This is a genomic window from Marinobacter sp. DSM 26671 (assembly GCF_900112835.1).
GTDB classification, from domain to species: domain Bacteria; phylum Pseudomonadota; class Gammaproteobacteria; order Pseudomonadales; family Oleiphilaceae; genus Marinobacter; species Marinobacter flavimaris.
Window position 1 is genome coordinate 63,998 of the sequence record NZ_FONF01000010.1, and the last position, 17,736, is coordinate 81,733.

Annotated in this window: 13 protein-coding genes; 9 read left to right on the forward strand and 4 right to left on the reverse strand. The window is 59.5% G+C overall.

Annotated features, from left to right (window positions below; genetic code table 11):
• Window positions 1-6: 6 nt before the first annotated feature.
• Genes BM035_RS12675 through BM035_RS12685 form a run of 3 tightly spaced genes read right to left on the reverse strand, consistent with a single transcriptional unit; the run spans window position 7 to window position 3,289 of the window.
• Complete coding sequence (locus BM035_RS12675; protein WP_008176749.1) at window positions 7-402, reverse strand: ectoine synthase; 396 nt, start codon at window positions 400-402, stop codon at window positions 7-9.
• A 50-nt stretch (window positions 403-452) separates the two neighbouring features.
• Complete coding sequence (locus BM035_RS12680) at window positions 453-1,883, reverse strand: GTPase/DUF3482 domain-containing protein (RefSeq protein WP_092032227.1); 1,431 nt, start codon at window positions 1,881-1,883, stop codon at window positions 453-455.
• Window positions 1,880-3,289 carry a DUF2868 domain-containing protein gene (locus BM035_RS12685; RefSeq protein ID WP_092032229.1) on the reverse strand — a complete coding sequence of 470 codons (1,410 nt, stop codon included), beginning with the start codon at window positions 3,287-3,289 and terminating at the stop codon, window positions 1,880-1,882. The genes BM035_RS12680 and BM035_RS12685 overlap by 4 nt, the downstream gene beginning before the upstream one ends.
• A gap of 97 nt (window positions 3,290-3,386) precedes the next feature.
• Between BM035_RS12685 and BM035_RS12690 the strand changes: the two genes are divergently transcribed.
• Window positions 3,387-3,749 carry a DUF6164 family protein gene (locus tag BM035_RS12690; RefSeq protein WP_092032230.1) on the forward strand — a complete coding sequence of 121 codons (363 nt, stop codon included), beginning with the start codon at window positions 3,387-3,389 and terminating at the stop codon, window positions 3,747-3,749.
• 11 nt (window positions 3,750-3,760) lie between these two features.
• On the opposite strand, the gene BM035_RS12695 is transcribed toward BM035_RS12690, so the two are convergent.
• On the reverse strand, window positions 3,761-4,672 hold the full coding sequence (locus BM035_RS12695; protein ID WP_092032232.1) for an alpha/beta hydrolase: 912 nt from the start codon (window positions 4,670-4,672) through the stop codon (window positions 3,761-3,763).
• A gap of 359 nt (window positions 4,673-5,031) precedes the next feature.
• On the opposite strand from BM035_RS12695, the gene BM035_RS12700 reads away from it, so the two are divergent.
• The 8 genes from BM035_RS12700 (at window position 5,032) to BM035_RS12735 (ending at window position 17,659) form a co-directional block, all read left to right on the forward strand.
• Window positions 5,032-7,137, forward strand: coding sequence for a 3-hydroxybutyrate oligomer hydrolase family protein (locus BM035_RS12700; RefSeq protein ID WP_039882175.1), 2,106 nt, complete (start codon window positions 5,032-5,034; stop codon window positions 7,135-7,137).
• 142 nt (window positions 7,138-7,279) lie between these two features.
• Window positions 7,280-8,692 (forward strand): sigma-54 interaction domain-containing protein, encoded by a 1,413-nt coding sequence (locus tag BM035_RS12705; protein WP_014578922.1) that lies wholly within the window; start codon window positions 7,280-7,282, stop codon window positions 8,690-8,692.
• 327 nt (window positions 8,693-9,019) lie between these two features.
• The gene (locus tag BM035_RS12710; protein ID WP_053113486.1) at window positions 9,020-10,072 is read left to right on the forward strand and encodes a TRAP transporter substrate-binding protein; all 1,053 of its coding nucleotides are present in this window, start codon (window positions 9,020-9,022) and stop codon (window positions 10,070-10,072) included.
• A 116-nt stretch (window positions 10,073-10,188) separates the two neighbouring features.
• Window positions 10,189-10,827 (forward strand): TRAP transporter small permease subunit, encoded by a 639-nt coding sequence (locus tag BM035_RS12715; protein ID WP_008176766.1) that lies wholly within the window; start codon window positions 10,189-10,191, stop codon window positions 10,825-10,827.
• Window positions 10,827-12,191, forward strand: coding sequence for a TRAP transporter large permease (locus BM035_RS12720; protein ID WP_008176768.1), 1,365 nt, complete (start codon window positions 10,827-10,829; stop codon window positions 12,189-12,191). The genes BM035_RS12715 and BM035_RS12720 overlap by 1 nt, the downstream gene beginning before the upstream one ends.
• Before the next feature lie 13 nt (window positions 12,192-12,204).
• Window positions 12,205-12,984, forward strand: a complete 780-nt coding sequence (locus BM035_RS12725; protein WP_092032234.1) for a 3-hydroxybutyrate dehydrogenase — start codon at window positions 12,205-12,207, stop codon at window positions 12,982-12,984.
• Window positions 12,985-13,000: 16 nt separating this feature from the next.
• Window positions 13,001-14,989 (forward strand): acetoacetate--CoA ligase, encoded by a 1,989-nt coding sequence (locus BM035_RS12730; protein WP_092032236.1) that lies wholly within the window; start codon window positions 13,001-13,003, stop codon window positions 14,987-14,989.
• 426 nt (window positions 14,990-15,415) lie between these two features.
• A complete protein-coding gene (locus BM035_RS12735; protein ID WP_092032238.1) occupies window positions 15,416-17,659 on the forward strand; it encodes an NADP-dependent isocitrate dehydrogenase in 2,244 nt (747 codons plus the stop codon).
• Window positions 17,660-17,736 lie beyond the last annotated feature (77 nt).

Consider the following 17,736-nt stretch of genomic DNA (forward strand, 5'->3'; position numbering starts at 1 on the left):
GACGATTCAGTCTTCGCTGGTGTCCGGCAGATAGGCACCGTCTTCGTCGTGGACTTCACGGCCGGTAACCGGTGGATTGAAGGCACAGATCAGTCGCATGTCTTCCGTGCCACCGTACAGGGTGTGCTGGTCATGCTTGTCGAGTGCGTACAGGGTTCCGTCAGTGATCTCATGGGTTTCACCAGTGGCTTTGTCCAGGATCTTGCCGTTGCCGGCAACACAGTAGACCGCTTCGAGGTGATGCTTGTACCAGAGGTTCAACTCGGCCCCGGCAGGGATGATGGTCTCGTGGAAGGAAAAGCCCATGCCGTCTTTTTTGAGAAGCATGCGGCGGCTTGTCCACCCTGGGCCGGTGACTTCCCGCTCGGTACCGATAATGTCTTGCACTCGTACGATTTTCATGAGCATTCCTCATTTTGTGATGGAATAGCCTTTTAGTATAAACATCCCTTTCAGGTGCGGTTCAACCGCCAATCGTCGTAAACGGCCATGGCCTGTTCGAGCGAGGTGGCGAATCTTTCCCGCTGGCGTTCATCCAGGGGGCGCCGTTTCCGGCACTTGTCGAAGGCTTTCTGAATTTCCTGTCGGCTCGATTTTTCAAGTCGCTCGAGCCAGTGATGGTCTGCTGGCTCAAGGTCCAGCAGGTCGCGACCAGCGTGATTCCGATGGGAGATATGCCACCAGTGATCCACGGCCCTTCCCAATACAACATAGCCGAACTGGCTGTCCTGTACAGGACCGAAGGTGGCTGTTTTCAATCCGTCCCTGAGCACGCCGATACTCAGCGCCGGCAAGGCCAGCCGATCGCCGTAGAAATAGCTGCCGGCAGCACCGATCAAACCGCCCACCAGAGCACCGGTTCCAAGGGAGGAGCCGAAGGTCAGCGCGTCGATTCCGGCGCCACTGACGGCGCCCGCGCCGAAGCCGGCGGTGGCCAGGTAGCGCTTGCTGACCGCCCAGGCTTTGCGGCTGTCTTCCGAGAACAGGTCGTGTTCGCTGTGCCACTCCAGTTCGGCTTCCTGGCGACGGATGCGCTGGTGCTGATAAAGATGTTCGATATCCACGCGCAGGGTCTGTTCCCGCTTGCGCTGGTGACGATACCAACGTTCCCGCAGCTGTTCGGCCAGGGAGCCGTCACTGGTTTCTGCAGCCTGGCCGGCGGTAAGCGTCCGTTTTTCCTGGTAGGACATCATGCTCTCAAGTGTCCTGGCGATCAGTACTGCGGCCTGATGGCGGCGCTGCTGCCGCTGGGCGGACAGGTAGTGAGTGGCCTGTTCCAGTGGTGTTTCCCAGTCCGGCTCCAGTTGTCCGAAAGCCCGCAAAAGGCCCAGATGTTGCTCGAATGGGGCGCGAACCGCGTCGAAACGGCGGACAACCTGAAAGAACTGGCCCAGAGCAGCCTGCCAGGTGTCACTGTAGTCGTCGGCGCCGATGCTGTTGATCAGGGCCAGGCTCGGACGGCCAGTCCAGCGCAGGATGGTCATTTCTGCCTCGTGCTCTGCGCTGTAAGGCACCGAGCCGTCCACCACGTAGATGATCCCGGCGCCTTCGATCAGCGGTCTGAGAAGCTCACATTCATCGGTGAATCGGCCGTCCCCCTCATGCTGTGCCACAAAGGCTTTGACGGTGTCTGCGTGATCCGAGGCGGAGACACTGTGGGCTTCCAGCCACTCCATTACCCGTCTCGGCCGCTGGAATCCGGGCGTGTCGACCAGAGTGTAGAGGGTCTGGCCGTCCACCTTCAGCGGGTACGCCTGATGCCTGCGTGTGGTGCCGGGTTCCAGGGCAATGGCAATGGCATCGTTCTGGGACAGGGTCGCCACCACGCTGGATTTACCCTTGTTCGGGTGTCCGACGACCGCAAACGTGGGTATCCGAGTCATGACCCATCCCCGATGGCTGTGTAGGGGTCCCGCATCTGGAGCGGGGGCAGAGACACCTGGACGAACTCGCTGCCCACCCTTTCGGCAAATCGCAGCCAGGGCTGGATCTGGTGGGCATCGGGTTGCTGATTGCTGTCCGTGGCCAGTGGCACCAGCGCGACCCTGGCGTTGTCGGGCCAGATGTCCCGGGCGGCCGCCAGGAAGTCCTGAAGCTCGCCGGTCGGGGGTTGCCAGCAGCGAACCAGCAGGATGACTGCCTTGGCGTTGTTTTTCAGATGCTCGGCGATCCGGTGCAGAGCCTGATCATCGTCCGAAAGGCTGGCGCCGCCGCCGGCCGTGAGCACGAGCTGCTTGCCTGACCGAAGCGACTCTGGCAATTCCGGTTCACCGGCGCCGGCCCAACACAACAGAATGTCGCTGTCGGGCAGTGATCGCAGGTTGCCTCGAGTGTCGGTGTCCGGAAGATCGTCGGCGTCATGATGGCTGTTGCCAGTGTCCAGGGCGGGTGTTTCCATGCGATACAGCAGGGCGTGCATGGCTGGATGGCTGGTGAGCAGGCGCCGGGCTTTTTGCCGGGCCTGCACGGACGCACACGCCCAGAGAATTATCCTTGGCAGAAGAACCCAGGTTGCCCACATCATGGCCACAAACGGCCACCAAAGGCCCCAGAGGGCCGGGTCAGGACTTGCCGTTGGGTTACCGGCCCGGAAAAAACGCGTCGCCTCGACCAGCGCAAGATCCGGGGCCGCGGCAGGCCAGAGCCAGGCCCAGGGCGTCGCAATGGCCCTAACCAATCCGTGATAGCTGGTGGCGGCAGTGTCCAGCGTGGTGCTCCAGCCGAAGGCGAGGTCCTGCAAGACGACCATGGCCAGCAGGGTAAACAGCCCTGCGATGGCGAACGCAATGCCGCCCAGGTGAGCCGCTCTGGCCATCAGAACAGGCTGAAGCCTGGTGAAGGCGCCATCTCCCGGGTTGACCCCCAATCGATGCGCCAACCAGCGCCAGGGCTGCCATCCGGCCATGGCTTGCACGGTGGTGAACAGGGCAAATATCAGGTGCAGCAACACGAACGCCAGGAAAACCGTGATGTTGATGCGCTGGCCGCCGTCATAGAACAGCAGCCCGGCCATCGCCAGCGTGCCCGCGACCGCGCCTGACAGTGCAAAACCACCGTTGATCCGGCGCCACGATGCCAGTGTCCGGTCCGCGGATGTCGGGGTTGCCCGGGGACCGCTGAGGCGGTTCAGGTGGGCGAGCCAGCGGGCCGCGTCCGGGGCCTCGCCCTGCTCTTCACAGACGAGAGCGAACTTGCGGTCGCGTCGATGCAGGAAGGTAGGCGGCTGTGATCTGTCCCGTTGCGCCTGGCTGTCAAACTCCAGCAGCAATCGGAGGGGGTTGTCGGTCATTCAGGGTTCCGGTGTCGAATTCGGGCTGTCGGGCCCCGTCGGGCTTTAGTGCTAGGATATAGGGATACCCGCACCTGATACCAGACAACGAGAGTCCATGCCCCACCATCTGATGAACCTGCGCCATGTACCCGATGACGAGGCCGAGGAAATCCGGGCCCTGTTTGATGCCCACGAGGTAGCCTATTACGAGACGCCACCAAGCCGCTGGGGCATCAGCATGGGCGGTTTCTGGGTGCACGACGACGATGAGGCGGCCAGGGCCAGGGCGCTGCTGGATGAGTATCAGAGGCAACGCTATGAAACCCAGCGACAGGCCTATGAGGAGCACCTGGCCCGGGGCGAATCCGGCGGTTTCTGGTTCATGCTCAGGCAGAGGCCAATCCGGACTCTGGCGGCCTGCATTGCCATTCTGGTCATCACGGGCCTGAGCCTGCTGCCGTTCATCCGGATCGGATAGCGACCCGGCAATCAGTTACCTTTCTCTCGGTCGAGGAATGCGATTGCCTCGTCAACCGCATCGCCGGCTGTGAGAAAGCTGGTGACATGTCCTCGCAGATGCATTTCATAGAGTTCGCTGTATACCTGATGACTTGCGAGAGCGTCCCGGAAACGTTCGGCCTGGCTGAAGGGCACAAGCATGTCCACGGCGCCGTGAAACAGGAAAAAGGGCGGTGCGGTGGCCGTCACGTGACTGATCGGTGAGGCACTGCGATAGGTGTCCGGCATCGCCTGCTGCTCGCCACCGAGGAACTGCCGGATCAGCTTGCCCGAACCGAACGCCATGAGGTCAGACGGCAAGCCGCCGGCGACAACAGCGTGCAGCCGGGACTCCGGCCCGCCGTAGGGCTGGTTTAGCTCGCTGTCGGAGCTTTCCACCAGGGCCAGCAGGGCAATCAGATGGGCGCCGGATGAAAACCCGAAACCGCTGACTTGCTTGCGGTCGAGGCGGTATTTGTCGGCATGCTCGTTCAACCACTGGCGGGCGAGCTGGAGATCATGCAGCTGCGCCGGGAAGGTGTATTCCGGTGCAAACCGGTAGTCGATGTTCAGCACCGCGAAACCGTGGCTGGCCACTTCTTCCGCGATCCAGGCCATGTCTTCACGGGACCGTCGTTGCCAGCCACCCCCGTGAACCATCAGGACCACCGGATGGCGATGCCCTGAGGCCCCGTTCTCGGGCAGGTAAAGGTCGGCGAATAGTCGTTGTGGCCAGTTATCGGGGGAGAACTGTAAATTGCGCTCTACCTGAAAGGATGATTCTCCCGGCAAGGCCGCGTTCTCTGGTGCATTGTGGTGGGTCGCGCACCCGGCCAGCAACAGCAGGCTGCCAATCACGCCGACCAACCCACCCCGTCTGCCCCCTGTTCGGTAACCGGGCACTGGGCTCTCCTTTTTCAGGCGAATTGAGGTTTCACATCAAAGCTACGACGGACTGATATTGATGGATGCCGGTACGGGGCGGGGCGGATTACCTTATCCAGACTCCATTGTCCGACATTCAGTACAGTGTCCGGTTTCAAGGACAATCTCTGCTAGGCTCGCAATGGGCGTGTTTTTCGATGATTGCTGGCCCCGGGGCTGTCCGGAAATCCGGAATTATTCTTTAAAGTTCAAGTAAGAGGTAAATTTAATATTTATAAAACATAGACATAGCCAATTGGCACAGGATGCGCATGGCGTTCCCGGGGCCCGGCTTGCGGCCTGGTCTGTTCGTTTACAACAACAAACAAGGAACGATCATGAAACGAATAATGCTCTGCGCCCTGATCGGCGCCACGGGGTTGACCCTCTCAGCCTGCAAGGATAATCCACCGTTTAACGAAATCCCCGATTTCATTCAGGGCGATATCAGTCAGACCAGCTACGACGGTATTACCGATGACCTGCTTACTGCGGGCCTGGGTGCCAGCGGTCTGGCCAGTGCGCCCGGGCCTGCATTCGCAGACCCTTTGAACCCTACCGCTGCAGAACTTCGACGGTTGGCGATCTATAACAACTATCGCGCACTGGTGGATACCGCCCCCGGAGGCGGTTATGGGACCTTCTTTGGTCCGCAGGTTAACGCCAGCGGTGAAGGCCTGATTGCGGGTGAAGAATTCATTGCCTACATGTCAGTGCCCGGAACCGACGTGCCGGTTACGGTGATGGCTCAGGTGCCCGATAGCTTTGACCCGGATCGACCCTGCATGGTCACGGCGCCGTCCTCCGGCTCCCGTGGCATCTACGGTGCTATCGGTACGGCCGGCGAGTGGGGCCTGAAAAAAGGGTGTGCTGTCGTATACACCGACAAGGGCACAGGAACAGGTTCCCATAACCTGGCTACAAACACCGCCCAGCGGATTGATGGCACGCTCACCTCCGATGTCGAACCAGTGCAGTTCCGGGCCGACCTGACCGATGGGCAGCGAGCGGATTTCGACAGCGCCTGGCCGGATCGGTTTGCCTGGAAGCACGCTCACTCCAGAGCCAATCCGGAAGCCGACTGGGGCCAGCATGTACTGCAGTCCATTGAATTCGGGTTTTACGTGCTGAACGAGAAGTTTGGCCGTGAGCTGGGCAACGGCGAAACGCTGCTGACCATCAAACCCAAAAACACCGTGGTCATTGCCTCCAGTGTCTCCAACGGTGGTGGTTCTTCCGTCCGTGCAGCCGAGCAGGATACGAAGGGCCTTATCGATGGCGTGGCGGTGTCCGAGCCCAACGTGAACCCGCAGGTGGACCGGAGCTTCACCATACGCCAGGGCGAGGGCCTGGAGATTACCGAGCACAGCCGCAGCCTGCTGGATTACACCACGGCCCTTGCTGTCTATCAGGGCTGTGCCAACCAGGCGCCGGCGATCCGGGACGATGCGCCATTGAACGCCACCTTCAATCCCCCTGCAATCGGCGAGAATATCTGTAACTCCCTTGCCAACAAGGGGCTGGTGAGTGGTGCCACGCTGGATGACCGAGCCACAGACGCGCTGCGCATCCTGAACGAGGACTTTGGTATTCAGCCGGAGCAGAATCTGCTGGCGCCGGTGCACTTCGGGCTCGCCGTAGCCCAGAGTATTTCTATGACCTATGCCAATGCTTATGGTCGCGCCGGTGTCGAGGATCGTGTCTGTGATCTCAGCCTGGCGGCAGTGGATGGCGCCGGGGCAGTGGCTCCGATAGCGCCGGGGGTAGAGGCCGCTCTGTTCTCTGTCAGCAATGGCATTCCGCCGTCGGCCGGCGTAAACATCGTCTACGATGGTGCCGATGGTCAGCCCACCAATCTGCCTGCCAGTGCTTCACCAAGTACCAACCAATTGGACTATGGCCTGGATGCACTGTTGTGCCTTCGTAGCCTTGCCCAGGGCAGCGACCCCGTCAGCGGAGCTGATCTGCAGGGCTCTGACGCCGAGCTGGCAACGGCTATTGCCGAGGGTATCGCCGAAGTCCGTGCCTCGGGTGATCTGCAGGGCAAGCCGACGGTTTTCGTGACCGGCCGTGCCGATGCGATTCTACCCATCAACCACACCTCCCGGCCCTATTTTGGCCTGAACCAGCGAGTGGAAGGAAAGAAAAGCAACCTGCGGTACTACGAAATCCTGAACGCGCATCATCTGGACGTACTTAATGGGTTCCCGGGCGTTGCTGACCGGTATGTGCCGTTGCACCACTATTATTTCCAGGCGCTGGACCTGGTCTGGGCGAATCTGACTGAAAAGCAGGCGTTGCCGCCAAGCCAGGTAGTCCGGACGGTGCCACGGGGGGCTATCACAACACCGCTGGCGGAGGTCAACCTGCCGGCGATCAATCCCGCGCCGGATGCCGGCGACCGGATTGTCTTTACTGACAACCAGGTCCGGATCCCGGAATAAGTGTGACACGCGCCGGCCCGTTGCGGGGCCGGCTTCGTTTGCCCCCGGTCCGGGGGCCCCATATACTTCCGTCACTGCACCCGGCCTGTCGGGTGCGAGGGTTATCCAGATGAATGACATTCGACCCGTTGGTGCGCGGTACATGACACAGCTGTTTTCTGACAACAATAAAAGTGGCCTGACCAGAGACCTGATCGAAGCCCTGTTTCCCATGTTCGAGGAAGCCAGCGCCGGTGCCATCGCCGTGGACTGCGATGCACGGATTACCTGGATTAACAGCAGCTACTCCCATCTTCTTGGCCTGGGCGATCCGTCTACCATCATCGGCAAACCGGTGCGCCAGCTAATCCCTCACACCCGAATGCCCGAAGTGGTCGAAACCGGTAAACCCCTGCTGCTGGACATCATGGAGCACAACCAGCAACAGTTGGTGGTAACGCGCCTGCCGTACTACGACGACAACGGAAAAATCGTCGGTGCCGTGGCCTTTGTACTTTACGACGACCTTCAGCCCCTGACGCCACTGGTGTCGAAATACCGTCGGCTCCACCAGGATCTGGCGGCCGCGCGCAAGGCGTTGGCGAAAAAGGCACGAGGTACTCGCTATAGCCTCGGTGATTTCGTTGGTGCCAGCCCGGCAGCGCTGGAGGTCAAGCGTCGCGCGCGCTTGGCGGCCGGTCGCGATATGCCGGTTCTACTGCTGGGAGAAACGGGCACCGGCAAGGAAGTGCTCGCCCAGGCGATTCATACGGTCTCGGGACGTGCGGAGAAACCGTTCGTGGGAGTGAACGTGGCCGCCATTCCGGACAACCTCCTTGAGGCCGAGTTCTTTGGCGTCGCACCCGGCGCCTACACCGGTGCCGATCGCCGCACCCGGGAAGGCAAGTTTCAACTGGCTAACGGTGGCACCCTGTTTCTCGACGAGGTGGGTGACATGCCGTTGCCGCTGCAGGCCAAGCTGTTGCGGGCCCTGCAAGAGGGAGAGATTGAACCGCTGGGCTCCAACAAGGTGGTTTCGGTGGATGTTCGGGTTATTGCTGCCACCAGCAGAAATCTTGAGGTCATGATCTCCGAAGGTACTTTCCGCTCCGATCTTTATTACCGCCTTAATGTCCTGGAAATCCCCATTCCACCCTTGAGGGATCGGCTGGCGGATCTCGGTGTGCTCTGCGAAGCGCTTCTTGAAGAGATCTGCGAGGGTCTGGAGTTGCGTGGTGAGATTACGGATGCCGGCGTCTCGGCGCTGGGCAGTTATGACTGGCCGGGCAATATCCGTGAGTTGCGCAACGTTCTCGAGCGGGCAATGACCATGGGCGAGGAAGGTGGCTTGCTCGATGCCGACGCGATTTTCAAGGTGTTGCCCCGAGCCGGGACGCGCCCGGTGTCTTCTCTTGCACCGCAACCCGTGAGGCCGTTGTCCCAGACACTCGCCGAGGCAGAGGCCCAGGCGATCGAAGAAGCTCTGGTGGCAAGCCGTGGCAACCGTACCCGGGCTGCCAAGCTGTTGGGTATATCCCGATCTGTTCTGTACGAGAAACTGGCCAAGTTGTCCTGAAATCCGGACGACTGTCTGCTCATCCGTACAATCCCTTACGACTGACGTCTAATGATGTCCTAAATTCCGGACACTTTCCCTCGTGCCGGCTTCGACCGCATTTTATAACTTACTGAATTATATCAATAAAACTAAGATGGCATAGTGTCTGCTATATCCGAGGCGCAGGACGTCAGAACAATGCACAGAACAAGACTGGCGCTAACTGTTGGACCCCAAACATCACCCTGTCCGTCTGTTCCTGCATTCTCTGATTATACTCAGTTCAGGCCTTTCTGGTTGAAAGCCGCCAGGCCAGACAAAACAACAAAGTTAGGAGACTTGCCAATGAAACTTCTCAAGGCTCTCACCGGTGTGGCCGGTGCGATCGCTCTTACCACGGGCTCCGCTTTTGCAGACGATCTGCGCTGGAAAATGCCCGTAGCCTTCGCAACCAACCTTCCTGGCCTCGGTTCTCCCGCTGCCTGGGTTGCAGACAACCTCACTACCGCTTCTGATGGCAGCATCCAGGTCCGTGTCTATGAGCCCGGCAAGCTGGTTCCGCCGTTCGACATCCTGCAGTCCGTCTCAGACGGCAAGGTTTCCGCCGGTTACACCTGGATCGGTTACGACCAGGGCAAAGTGCCTGCGATTCCCCTGTTTGCCGCTGTTCCCTTCGGCATGAAGCCGCCTGCCTACATCGGCTGGTATTACTACGGTGGCGGTCATGAAATGCTGCAGGAAACCTATGCCAACAAAGGCTTCAATGTTCACGCACAGCTGTGCGGCATCATTGGGCCTGAAACAGCGGGTTGGTATTCCGAGCCCATCGAGACCCTGGAAGATTACAAAGGCCTGAAGATCCGCTTCGCCGGCCTCGGCGGCAAGGTCCTCGAAAAGCTGGGCGCCTCTGTCACCATGATGCCTGGCGGCGAGCTCTACCAGGCACTGGAGAAGGGCACCATCGATGCCACCGAATTCTCCATGCCAGCCATCGATCAGATCCTGGGCTTCAACCAGGTGGTCAAGTACAACCTGTTCCCGGGCTGGCACCAGCAGTTCACTGCCCAGTACATGCTGATCAACAAGGACGAGTGGGCACGTGCCACCGAGGCACAGAAGGCGCTGGTTGAGGCTTCCTGCACCGCGGCAACCACCCGTGGTCTGGCCGAGGGCGAGTACAAGAACGGCAAGGTTCTGGCCGAGTTCCAGGACAAAGGCGTTCAGGCTGACCAGATCCCCCGCGACGTTCTGCTCAAGCTGAGGGAAGTAACCGAGGAAGTGCTCGAAGAAGAAGCTTCCAAGGATGCTGACTTCAAGCGTGTTTACGAAAGCCAGCAGGAGTTCATGGAATCCTACAAGGTGTGGGATACCCGCGCCTATGTTCCGGCGGACCTGTAAGGTTCGGGGCTGACCCAGGGCACCGGACGCAATTCCGGTGCTCTTTGATTTAGTCTGGATGGCCCTGCGGGGCCATCCTTGTTTCACGGCAGGCTTTCTGAACGAGGAACTGTTGTATGACAGTGTCTGATAAAGGCTCTCCGCCCGAGGTGCATGCATCGGCGTCGGACGCCGGTCAATTTATTCATCATCACACCGAGTTTCCAACCACCTGGCTAAGCCGGGTTCTGGACGCCGTGATTTCTGCAATAGGCAAGAGTGCCTCCTGGCTCTGGATTGTGGTCACGGGCGTGATTATCTACGCAGTGGTGGGGCGCTATGCCTTTGGCATGGGGTCGGTCACTCTGGAGGAAGTTCAATGGCATCTGGCTGGCGCGGGCTGGTTGTTGGGGCTGGGCTACACCCTGGTAACCGATGATCACGTGCGGGTGGACGTTATCCATGAGCGCTTGTCGTTGAAAGGCCAGGCCTGGATCGAGCTGTTTGGGCTGGTGTTCCTGTTGTTGCCGTTTTTGGTTTTGGCGGTCTACGAAATGATTCCCTATGCCGTGAGCTCCTGGGAGCAGGGCGAGACCAGTCAGGCGCCGGCGGGCCTTCCTTACCGCTGGATTCTCAAGGGCGTTCTCGCGCTGTCGTTTGGGCTCCTGATCGTCGCGGCCCTGTCCCGTCTGCTGAAAGTGACGGCTTTGCTTTTCGGCTTTCCGAAGCCAATCCGGGTCGAGTCCGGTGAGACCAAGAAAGAGGATGCGTCCTGATGGAGCTTGAAACCCTATTTGTAATCGGCATGTTCCTCACCTTCGGGGCGCTGCTGATGACCGGCTATCCGGTTGCTTGGGTACTGGGCGGCACCGCGGTTATCTGGACCGTTGTTGGTGTCGTCGCCGTTGAGAATTTTGGAGCCAATCTGTGGTTCGATTATCAATCTTCCATGGGGCTTGTGCCCGAGCGAATCTGGAAGGTGGTCAGTAGCGAAACCCTTGTGGCACTGCCCATGTTTATATTCATGGGCATCATGCTTGACCAGTCCGGCGTAGCCGAGCGACTGATGAACAGCATGGTCAAACTGTTTGGCGCCGTTCGCGGCGGCTATGCGGTGACCGTCATCGTTATCGGCGTTCTGTTGGCCGCGACCACCGGTATCATCGGGGCGTCCGTAGTGCTCCTCGGCATGTTGTCCCTGCCGGTAATGATGGAGAACAAGTACGACAAGGGCTTTGCGGTGGGTACGGCGTGTGCCACCGGAACCCTGGGTATTCTGATTCCGCCCTCCATTATGCTGGTTCTGATGGCCGACCGCCTGGCGGTTCCCGAGGCGTCAGTCGGTGACCTGTTCATGGGCGCCTTCTTCCCCGGCCTTATGCTGGGTGCCATGTACGTGGCCTACGCGATTATCCGTCCGATGCTGCAGCCGAACATTGCGCCGGTGCCGGAAGGTACCGAAAAAGTGAGCTGGGCCATCGTCTGGGAAGTGGCAAAGGCAGTAGTGCCAACCGCCGCGTTGATCCTGGGCGTACTGGGTTCCATCTTTGCCGGCATAGCGACTCCAACGGAGGCTTCCGGTGTGGGCGCCCTGGGTGCTCTCCTGCTGGCACTGATGTCTGGCCGACTGAACCTGAACGTGCTGAACTCTTCCATGCAGCAGACGACGCGCACGGCGGCGTTCATCTTTGCCATCTTCCTGGGTGCCACCGCGTTCTCCGTGGTCCTGCGGGGTCTGGGCGGCGACCAGGTGATCGAGGACGCCCTGTTGGGTCTGCCGTTCGGCCCTTATGGTGTGGTTCTGACCATTCTGTTCGGCGTATTCCTGCTCGGCTTCTTCCTGGACTGGGTGGAAATCACACTGATCATCCTGCCGCTGGTTGCCCCGGTTGTGCAAAGCCTCGGCTTTGATCTGGTCTGGTTCACCATCCTGTTTGCCATGTGCCTGCAGACTTCTTTCCTGACGCCGCCGGTCGGATTTGCGCTGTTCTACATCAAGGGTGTGGCGCCGCCGGAGATCGCCGTTACCGACATCTACCGTGGCGTTATACCGTTCATCATTATTCAGCTGGCAGCGCTGGCTATTGTGTTCGTGGTACCGGAAATCGCGACCTGGCTGCCCAGCGTGGCTTACGACTAAGGAGAAAATAACCATGCGTCTGGAAAACCGGATTGCTTTGATTACCGGTGCCGGTCGCGGCATCGGCCGGGCCATTGCCGAGGCCTACGGCCGCGAAGGCGCCAAGGTCGCTGTGGCTGACCTGACACTCGAGGCGGCCCAGGACACCGTAGATGCCATCGAGCAGGCCGGCGGCACTGCCATCGCCCTTGAAATGGATGTCACTGACGAAGATGCAGTTGACGTAAACGTCAATTCTGTGGTTAAACAGTGGGGTGGTCTGGATATCGCCATCGCGAACGCCGGCATCCAGCACATCGACCCGGTGCACAAGCTGGCCTACTCCGATTGGCGCAAAGTCATGAATGTGCATCTCGATGGCGCATTCCTGGTGACCCGCGCGGCACTCAAGCACATGTACGAGAGTGGCGGGGGCACCATGCTCTACATGGGGTCGGTGCATTCCCAGGAAGCCTCGCCCCTGAAAGCCCCATACGTGGCGGCCAAGCATGGCATGCTGGGGTTGTGTCGGGCGGTGGCGAAGGAAGGTGCGGAACACGGGGTGCGGAGCAACATCATCTGCCCCGGGTTTGTGCGCACGCCCCTGGTGGACAAGCAGATTCCGGAACAGGCCAAGGAGCTGGGCATTTCCGAAGAGGAAGTGATCAGTAAAGTTATGCTCAAGAACACTGTGGACGGGGAATTCACCACCCTGGAAGACGTGGCAGAGTTGGCCGTTCATCTGGCTGCATTCCCCTCTGCGGCTTTGACTGGCCAGTCCATCGTGGTCAGTCACGGCTGGCATATGCAGTAACATTCAGGAGATATGGATGAGCAATGAAGAACAATCACCGGTAGTCTGGTCTCCGTCGGAAGACACCCTGGCCAATTCCCGTATGGGCCAGTTCAGGACATGGCTTGAGCAGCAGGGCTTCGGCCCGTTTGCTGACTACCACGCACTGCACCAGTGGTCCATTGATGAGCTGGAAACCTTCTGGCAAAAAGTCTGGGATTACTGTGGTCTTGTCTGCGATACACCGGCTGAAAAAGTACTGGGCAAGCATGAAATGCCGGGCGCCGAATGGTTCCCCGGGATGAAGCTGAACTTTGCTGCCAACCTGCTGAGGCTGGCAGATGGTGAGCACCGCGATCGCGAAGCGGTCGTGGCGTACTGCGAAACCCGTCCGGTGCTGCGTCGCACCTACGCCGAACTGAAAGCCGATGCCGGTGCCCTGGAAGCCTTCCTGCGCAGCAAAGGCATCAAACAGGGTGACCGGGTAGCCGGTGTTGTTACCAACGGCTATGAAGCCCTGGTGGGGATGCTGGCCGCTACAAGTCTTGGGGCCATCTGGAGTTCCGCGTCACCGGATTTCGGCATCGGCGCGATTCTTGACCGCTTTGGCCAGATCGAACCTTCGGCTCTGATCGTCGTGAACGGCTACGGCTACGGCGGCAAAGTGTTTGCGCGCCAGCAGGATTTTGCCGAGCTCATTGCCGGCCTGCCAACGCTCAAGGCGGTTGTCAGTGTCCAGCAACTGCCAGACGAGGCTCCGATTTCGGGCGATCTGGTGACTACCTGGGAAAACGCCCTCGCTGCTGGCGAAGGAACGGCTCCTTCCTTTACGCCTCTGCCTCCGGATCATCCGGTGTATATCCTGTATTCCTCCGGCACCACGGGCAAACCCAAGTGCATCGTGCACGGCAATGCTGGCCTGCTGGTCAATCATGCCAAGGAGCTGATGCTTCACGGCGACGTTGGCCCCGAAGACCGATTCCTGTACTTCACCACCTGTGGCTGGATGATGTGGAACTGGCAGGCCTCCGCCCTGATGACCGGCGCCGCCGTAATCACCGTTGATGGCTCTCCGGGTTACCCGAGCCTGAACTTTCTGTGGGACACCGTTGCGGAAGAGAAGGTCACCCACTTCGGAACCAGCGCCCGGTTCATTGCCGGCTGCCGAAAAGGCGAACTCAAGCCCGCAAAAACCCTGGATCAGAGCAAGCTGCGAGTGGTGTTTTCCACCGGCTCACCGCTGTTGCCGGAAGACTATGACTGGGTTTACAGCGATGGCGCCCCCGACGCCCTGCTTGGCTCCATTGCCGGTGGCACGGACATCTGCGGCTGCTTCGTGGGTTCAACGCCACTGCTGCCTGTTCGCCGCGGCGAAATCCAGTGCCGTTTCCTGGGCGTCGACGCGGTTGCCTACGGCGACGATGGCCAGCCGGTCAGTGAAGGTCGCGGCGAGCTGGTCTGCCGTCAGCCGCTGCCATCCATGCCCGTCAGCTTCTGGCAGGATCCGGATGGCGAGCGCTACCGCGACGCCTACTTCAACACCTTCCCGGGCGTATGGGCCCATGGTGATTTCATCGAGTTCACCGAACACGGCGGCGCCATCATCTATGGCCGCTCTGACGCCACCCTGAACCCGGGCGGCGTTCGAATCGGTACCGCGGAAATCTACCGCCAGGTCGAAACCGTGGCCGAGGTCAAAGACAGCCTCGTCGTCGGCCGCCAGATCGACGGCGACGTGGAAGTGGTTCTGCTGGTGGTTCCGGCCGACGGCCAGGAAATCACCGACGACCTGCTGAAACAGCTCAAGAGCCGAATCCGCGAAGGCGCCAGCCCACGGCACGTGCCCAAGCACATTGTGGAGGTGAACGACATTCCGTACACCCGCAGTGGCAAGAAGGTTGAACTGGCGGTGGCCCGGTTAATCAACGGCTCGAAAAAGGCCGACAACCGGGATGCCCTGGGCAACCCCGAGGCCCTGGACCATATTCGGGAGCGGTTGTCTGCGGTCGGGTTATTGCCGGAATAAGGCCGGTTTTGTTGACAATAAGTCGCTGAAAACGGGCGAGATTCTTGCTGTAGAGCTCGCCTGAACAGCCCAACAGCGGGGCGGGTGGCGCCTCCCAAAACTGTGCGGAGCCATGGATGGCGGAGCCCAAGCGCCACAGGGATGTGCCGCAAGGAGCGTGTTTTGGGAGGCGCCACCCGCCCTGCGTCCACTCCAGGTCGATGTTAGAAAGTTTCGTAAATTCCCGCCATTTCATCGTCTTGTAACCGAAGATCAGGCATTTTTAGTCCGTTCTTATACTAAGATCGTAACCAAAATTAACGAAAAAATGGTATCTTAGTAGCCCTATCAAAAGTTCCTAATCAGTCATTGCTCAGGTCGGACGTTCAAAAGACGCCTGACCCCGCCATGACCGTCCTGAACCCACCCATTAGCCTGAGGACGAAAATGACATCATCCAAAGCCAAGATTGTCTACACACTGACCGACGAGGCGCCAGCCCTCGCAACACGGTCGCTTCTTCCCATCCTGGAAACCTACGCCAAGCCGGCTGGTATTGAATTCGAAACCAGCGACATCTCTCTCGCGGCGCGTATTCTGGCGAACTTCCCGGATTATCTGGAGGAAGATCAGCGGGTTCCGGATGCCCTGGCCGAACTGGGTGAATACACCAAGGACCCGGACGCCAACATCATCAAACTGCCGAATATCTCAGCGTCCATTCCCCAGCTGCGGGCCGCAATCAAGGAGCTGAACGAGCAGGGTTACAACGTTCCGGAATACAAAGAAAATCCGGAAAATGACGAAGAGAAAGAAATCCAGTCCCGTTATGCCAAGGTTCTCGGTAGTGCCGTTAACCCGGTTCTGCGTGAAGGCAACTCCGACCGTCGTGCGCCGACTGCCGTAAAGGCTTTTGCCCGCAAATACCCGCATTCCATGGGTGAGTGGAGCCCGGCCTCACGCACCCACGTGGCCCACATGCGCGGTGGCGACTTCTACTCCAGCGAGCAGTCTGTCACTCTCGACAAGGCGACCAAAGCCAACATCGTGTTCGAGAACAAGCAGGGTAAGCAGACGGTTCTGAAGGCCGACCTGCCGCTGCAGGAAGGCGAAGTTCTGGACGGCATGTTCATGAGCAAGAAGGCGCTGGTGAAGTTCTTCGAGGACGCCATTGCCGATTGCGAGAACACCGGTGTCATGTTCTCCCTGCACGTGAAAGCCACCATGATGAAAATCTCCCACCCGATCGTGTTCGGTCACGCGGTGAAGGTTTTCTACAAGGATCTGTTCGACAAGTACGGTGAGCTGTTCGACGAGATCGGCGTGAACCCGAACAACGGTCTGTCGAGCGTGGTCGAGAAGATCAAGCAACTGCCGGAATCCAAGCAGGAGCAGATCCAGGAAGACCTGCACGCCTGTTACGAGCACCGTCCGGAAATCGCCATGGTCGATTCCGTCAAGGGCATCACCAACCTGCACGTTCCAAGCGACGTCATTGTTGATGCTTCCATGCCGGCGATGATCCGTAACTCCGGCAAGATGTGGGCGCGTGACAACAAGCTCAAGGACACCAAGGCGGTTATGCCCGAGTCCACTTACGCCACCATCTACCAGGAAGTGATCAACTTCTGTAAGACCCACGGTGCCTTCGATCCCACCACCATGGGGACCGTACCGAACGTCGGTCTGATGGCGCAGAAAGCCGAAGAGTACGGCTCTCACGACAAGACCTTTGAAATCAAGGAAGACGGTGTTGTTCGCGTTGTTGCCGAAGACGGCACCGTGCTGACCGAGCACAACGTCGAGAAAGGCGACATCTGGCGCGCATGCCAGACCAAAGACCTGCCGATCCGTGACTGGGTCAAGCTGGCGGTCAACCGTGCCCGTGCCACCGGTATGCCTGCCGTGTTCTGGCTGGACGACGAGCGTGCTCACGACGCCCAGCTGATCCAGAAAGTGAACACCTATCTGAAGGATCACGACACTGAAGGTCTGGATATCCGCATCATGTCCCCGGTTCGCGCCATCCGCTGGACCATGGAGCGCCTGATTCGCGGTCTCGACACCATCTCCGTGACCGGTAACGTACTGCGTGACTACCTCACCGACCTGTTCCCGATCCTCGAGCTGGGTACCAGTGCCAAGATGCTGTCCATCGTTCCGCTGCTCAACGGCGGTGGCCTGTACGAGACCGGTGCCGGCGGTTCCGCACCCAAGCACGTTCAGCAGCTGATCCAGGAAAACCACCTGCGCTGGGACTCCCTGGGTGAGTTCCTGGCTACTGCGGTCTCCCTGGACGAGCTGGGCGAGAAGCAGAACAACGAGCGCGCGCGTCTGCTGGGTCAGACCCTGGACAAGGCCACCGAGCGTCTGCTGGAAAACAACCAGTCTCCGTCCAGGGTTACCGGTGAACTGGACAACCGGGGTTCTCACTTCCACCTGGCCCGTTACTGGGCGGAAGAGCTGGCCAACCAGGACAGCGACAAGAATCTGAAGGAGTTCTTCACCAAGCTGTCGGCACAGCTGGAAGAGAACAAGGACAAGATCCTGGAGGAGATGACCGTGGTTCAGGGCAATCCGGCCGATATCGGGGGCTACTACCACCCGCCGATGGAAAAGGTCTGCGAAATCATGCAGCCCAGTGCCACGCTGAACCAGATCCTTGAGGATGCCCGTTCATCTGTGAAGTAAGTCAGCGTTGAAGCATCCGGACTGACATCCGGATGCATTCAAAAAACCGGACAACCCTTGGGTTCTCCGGTTTTTTT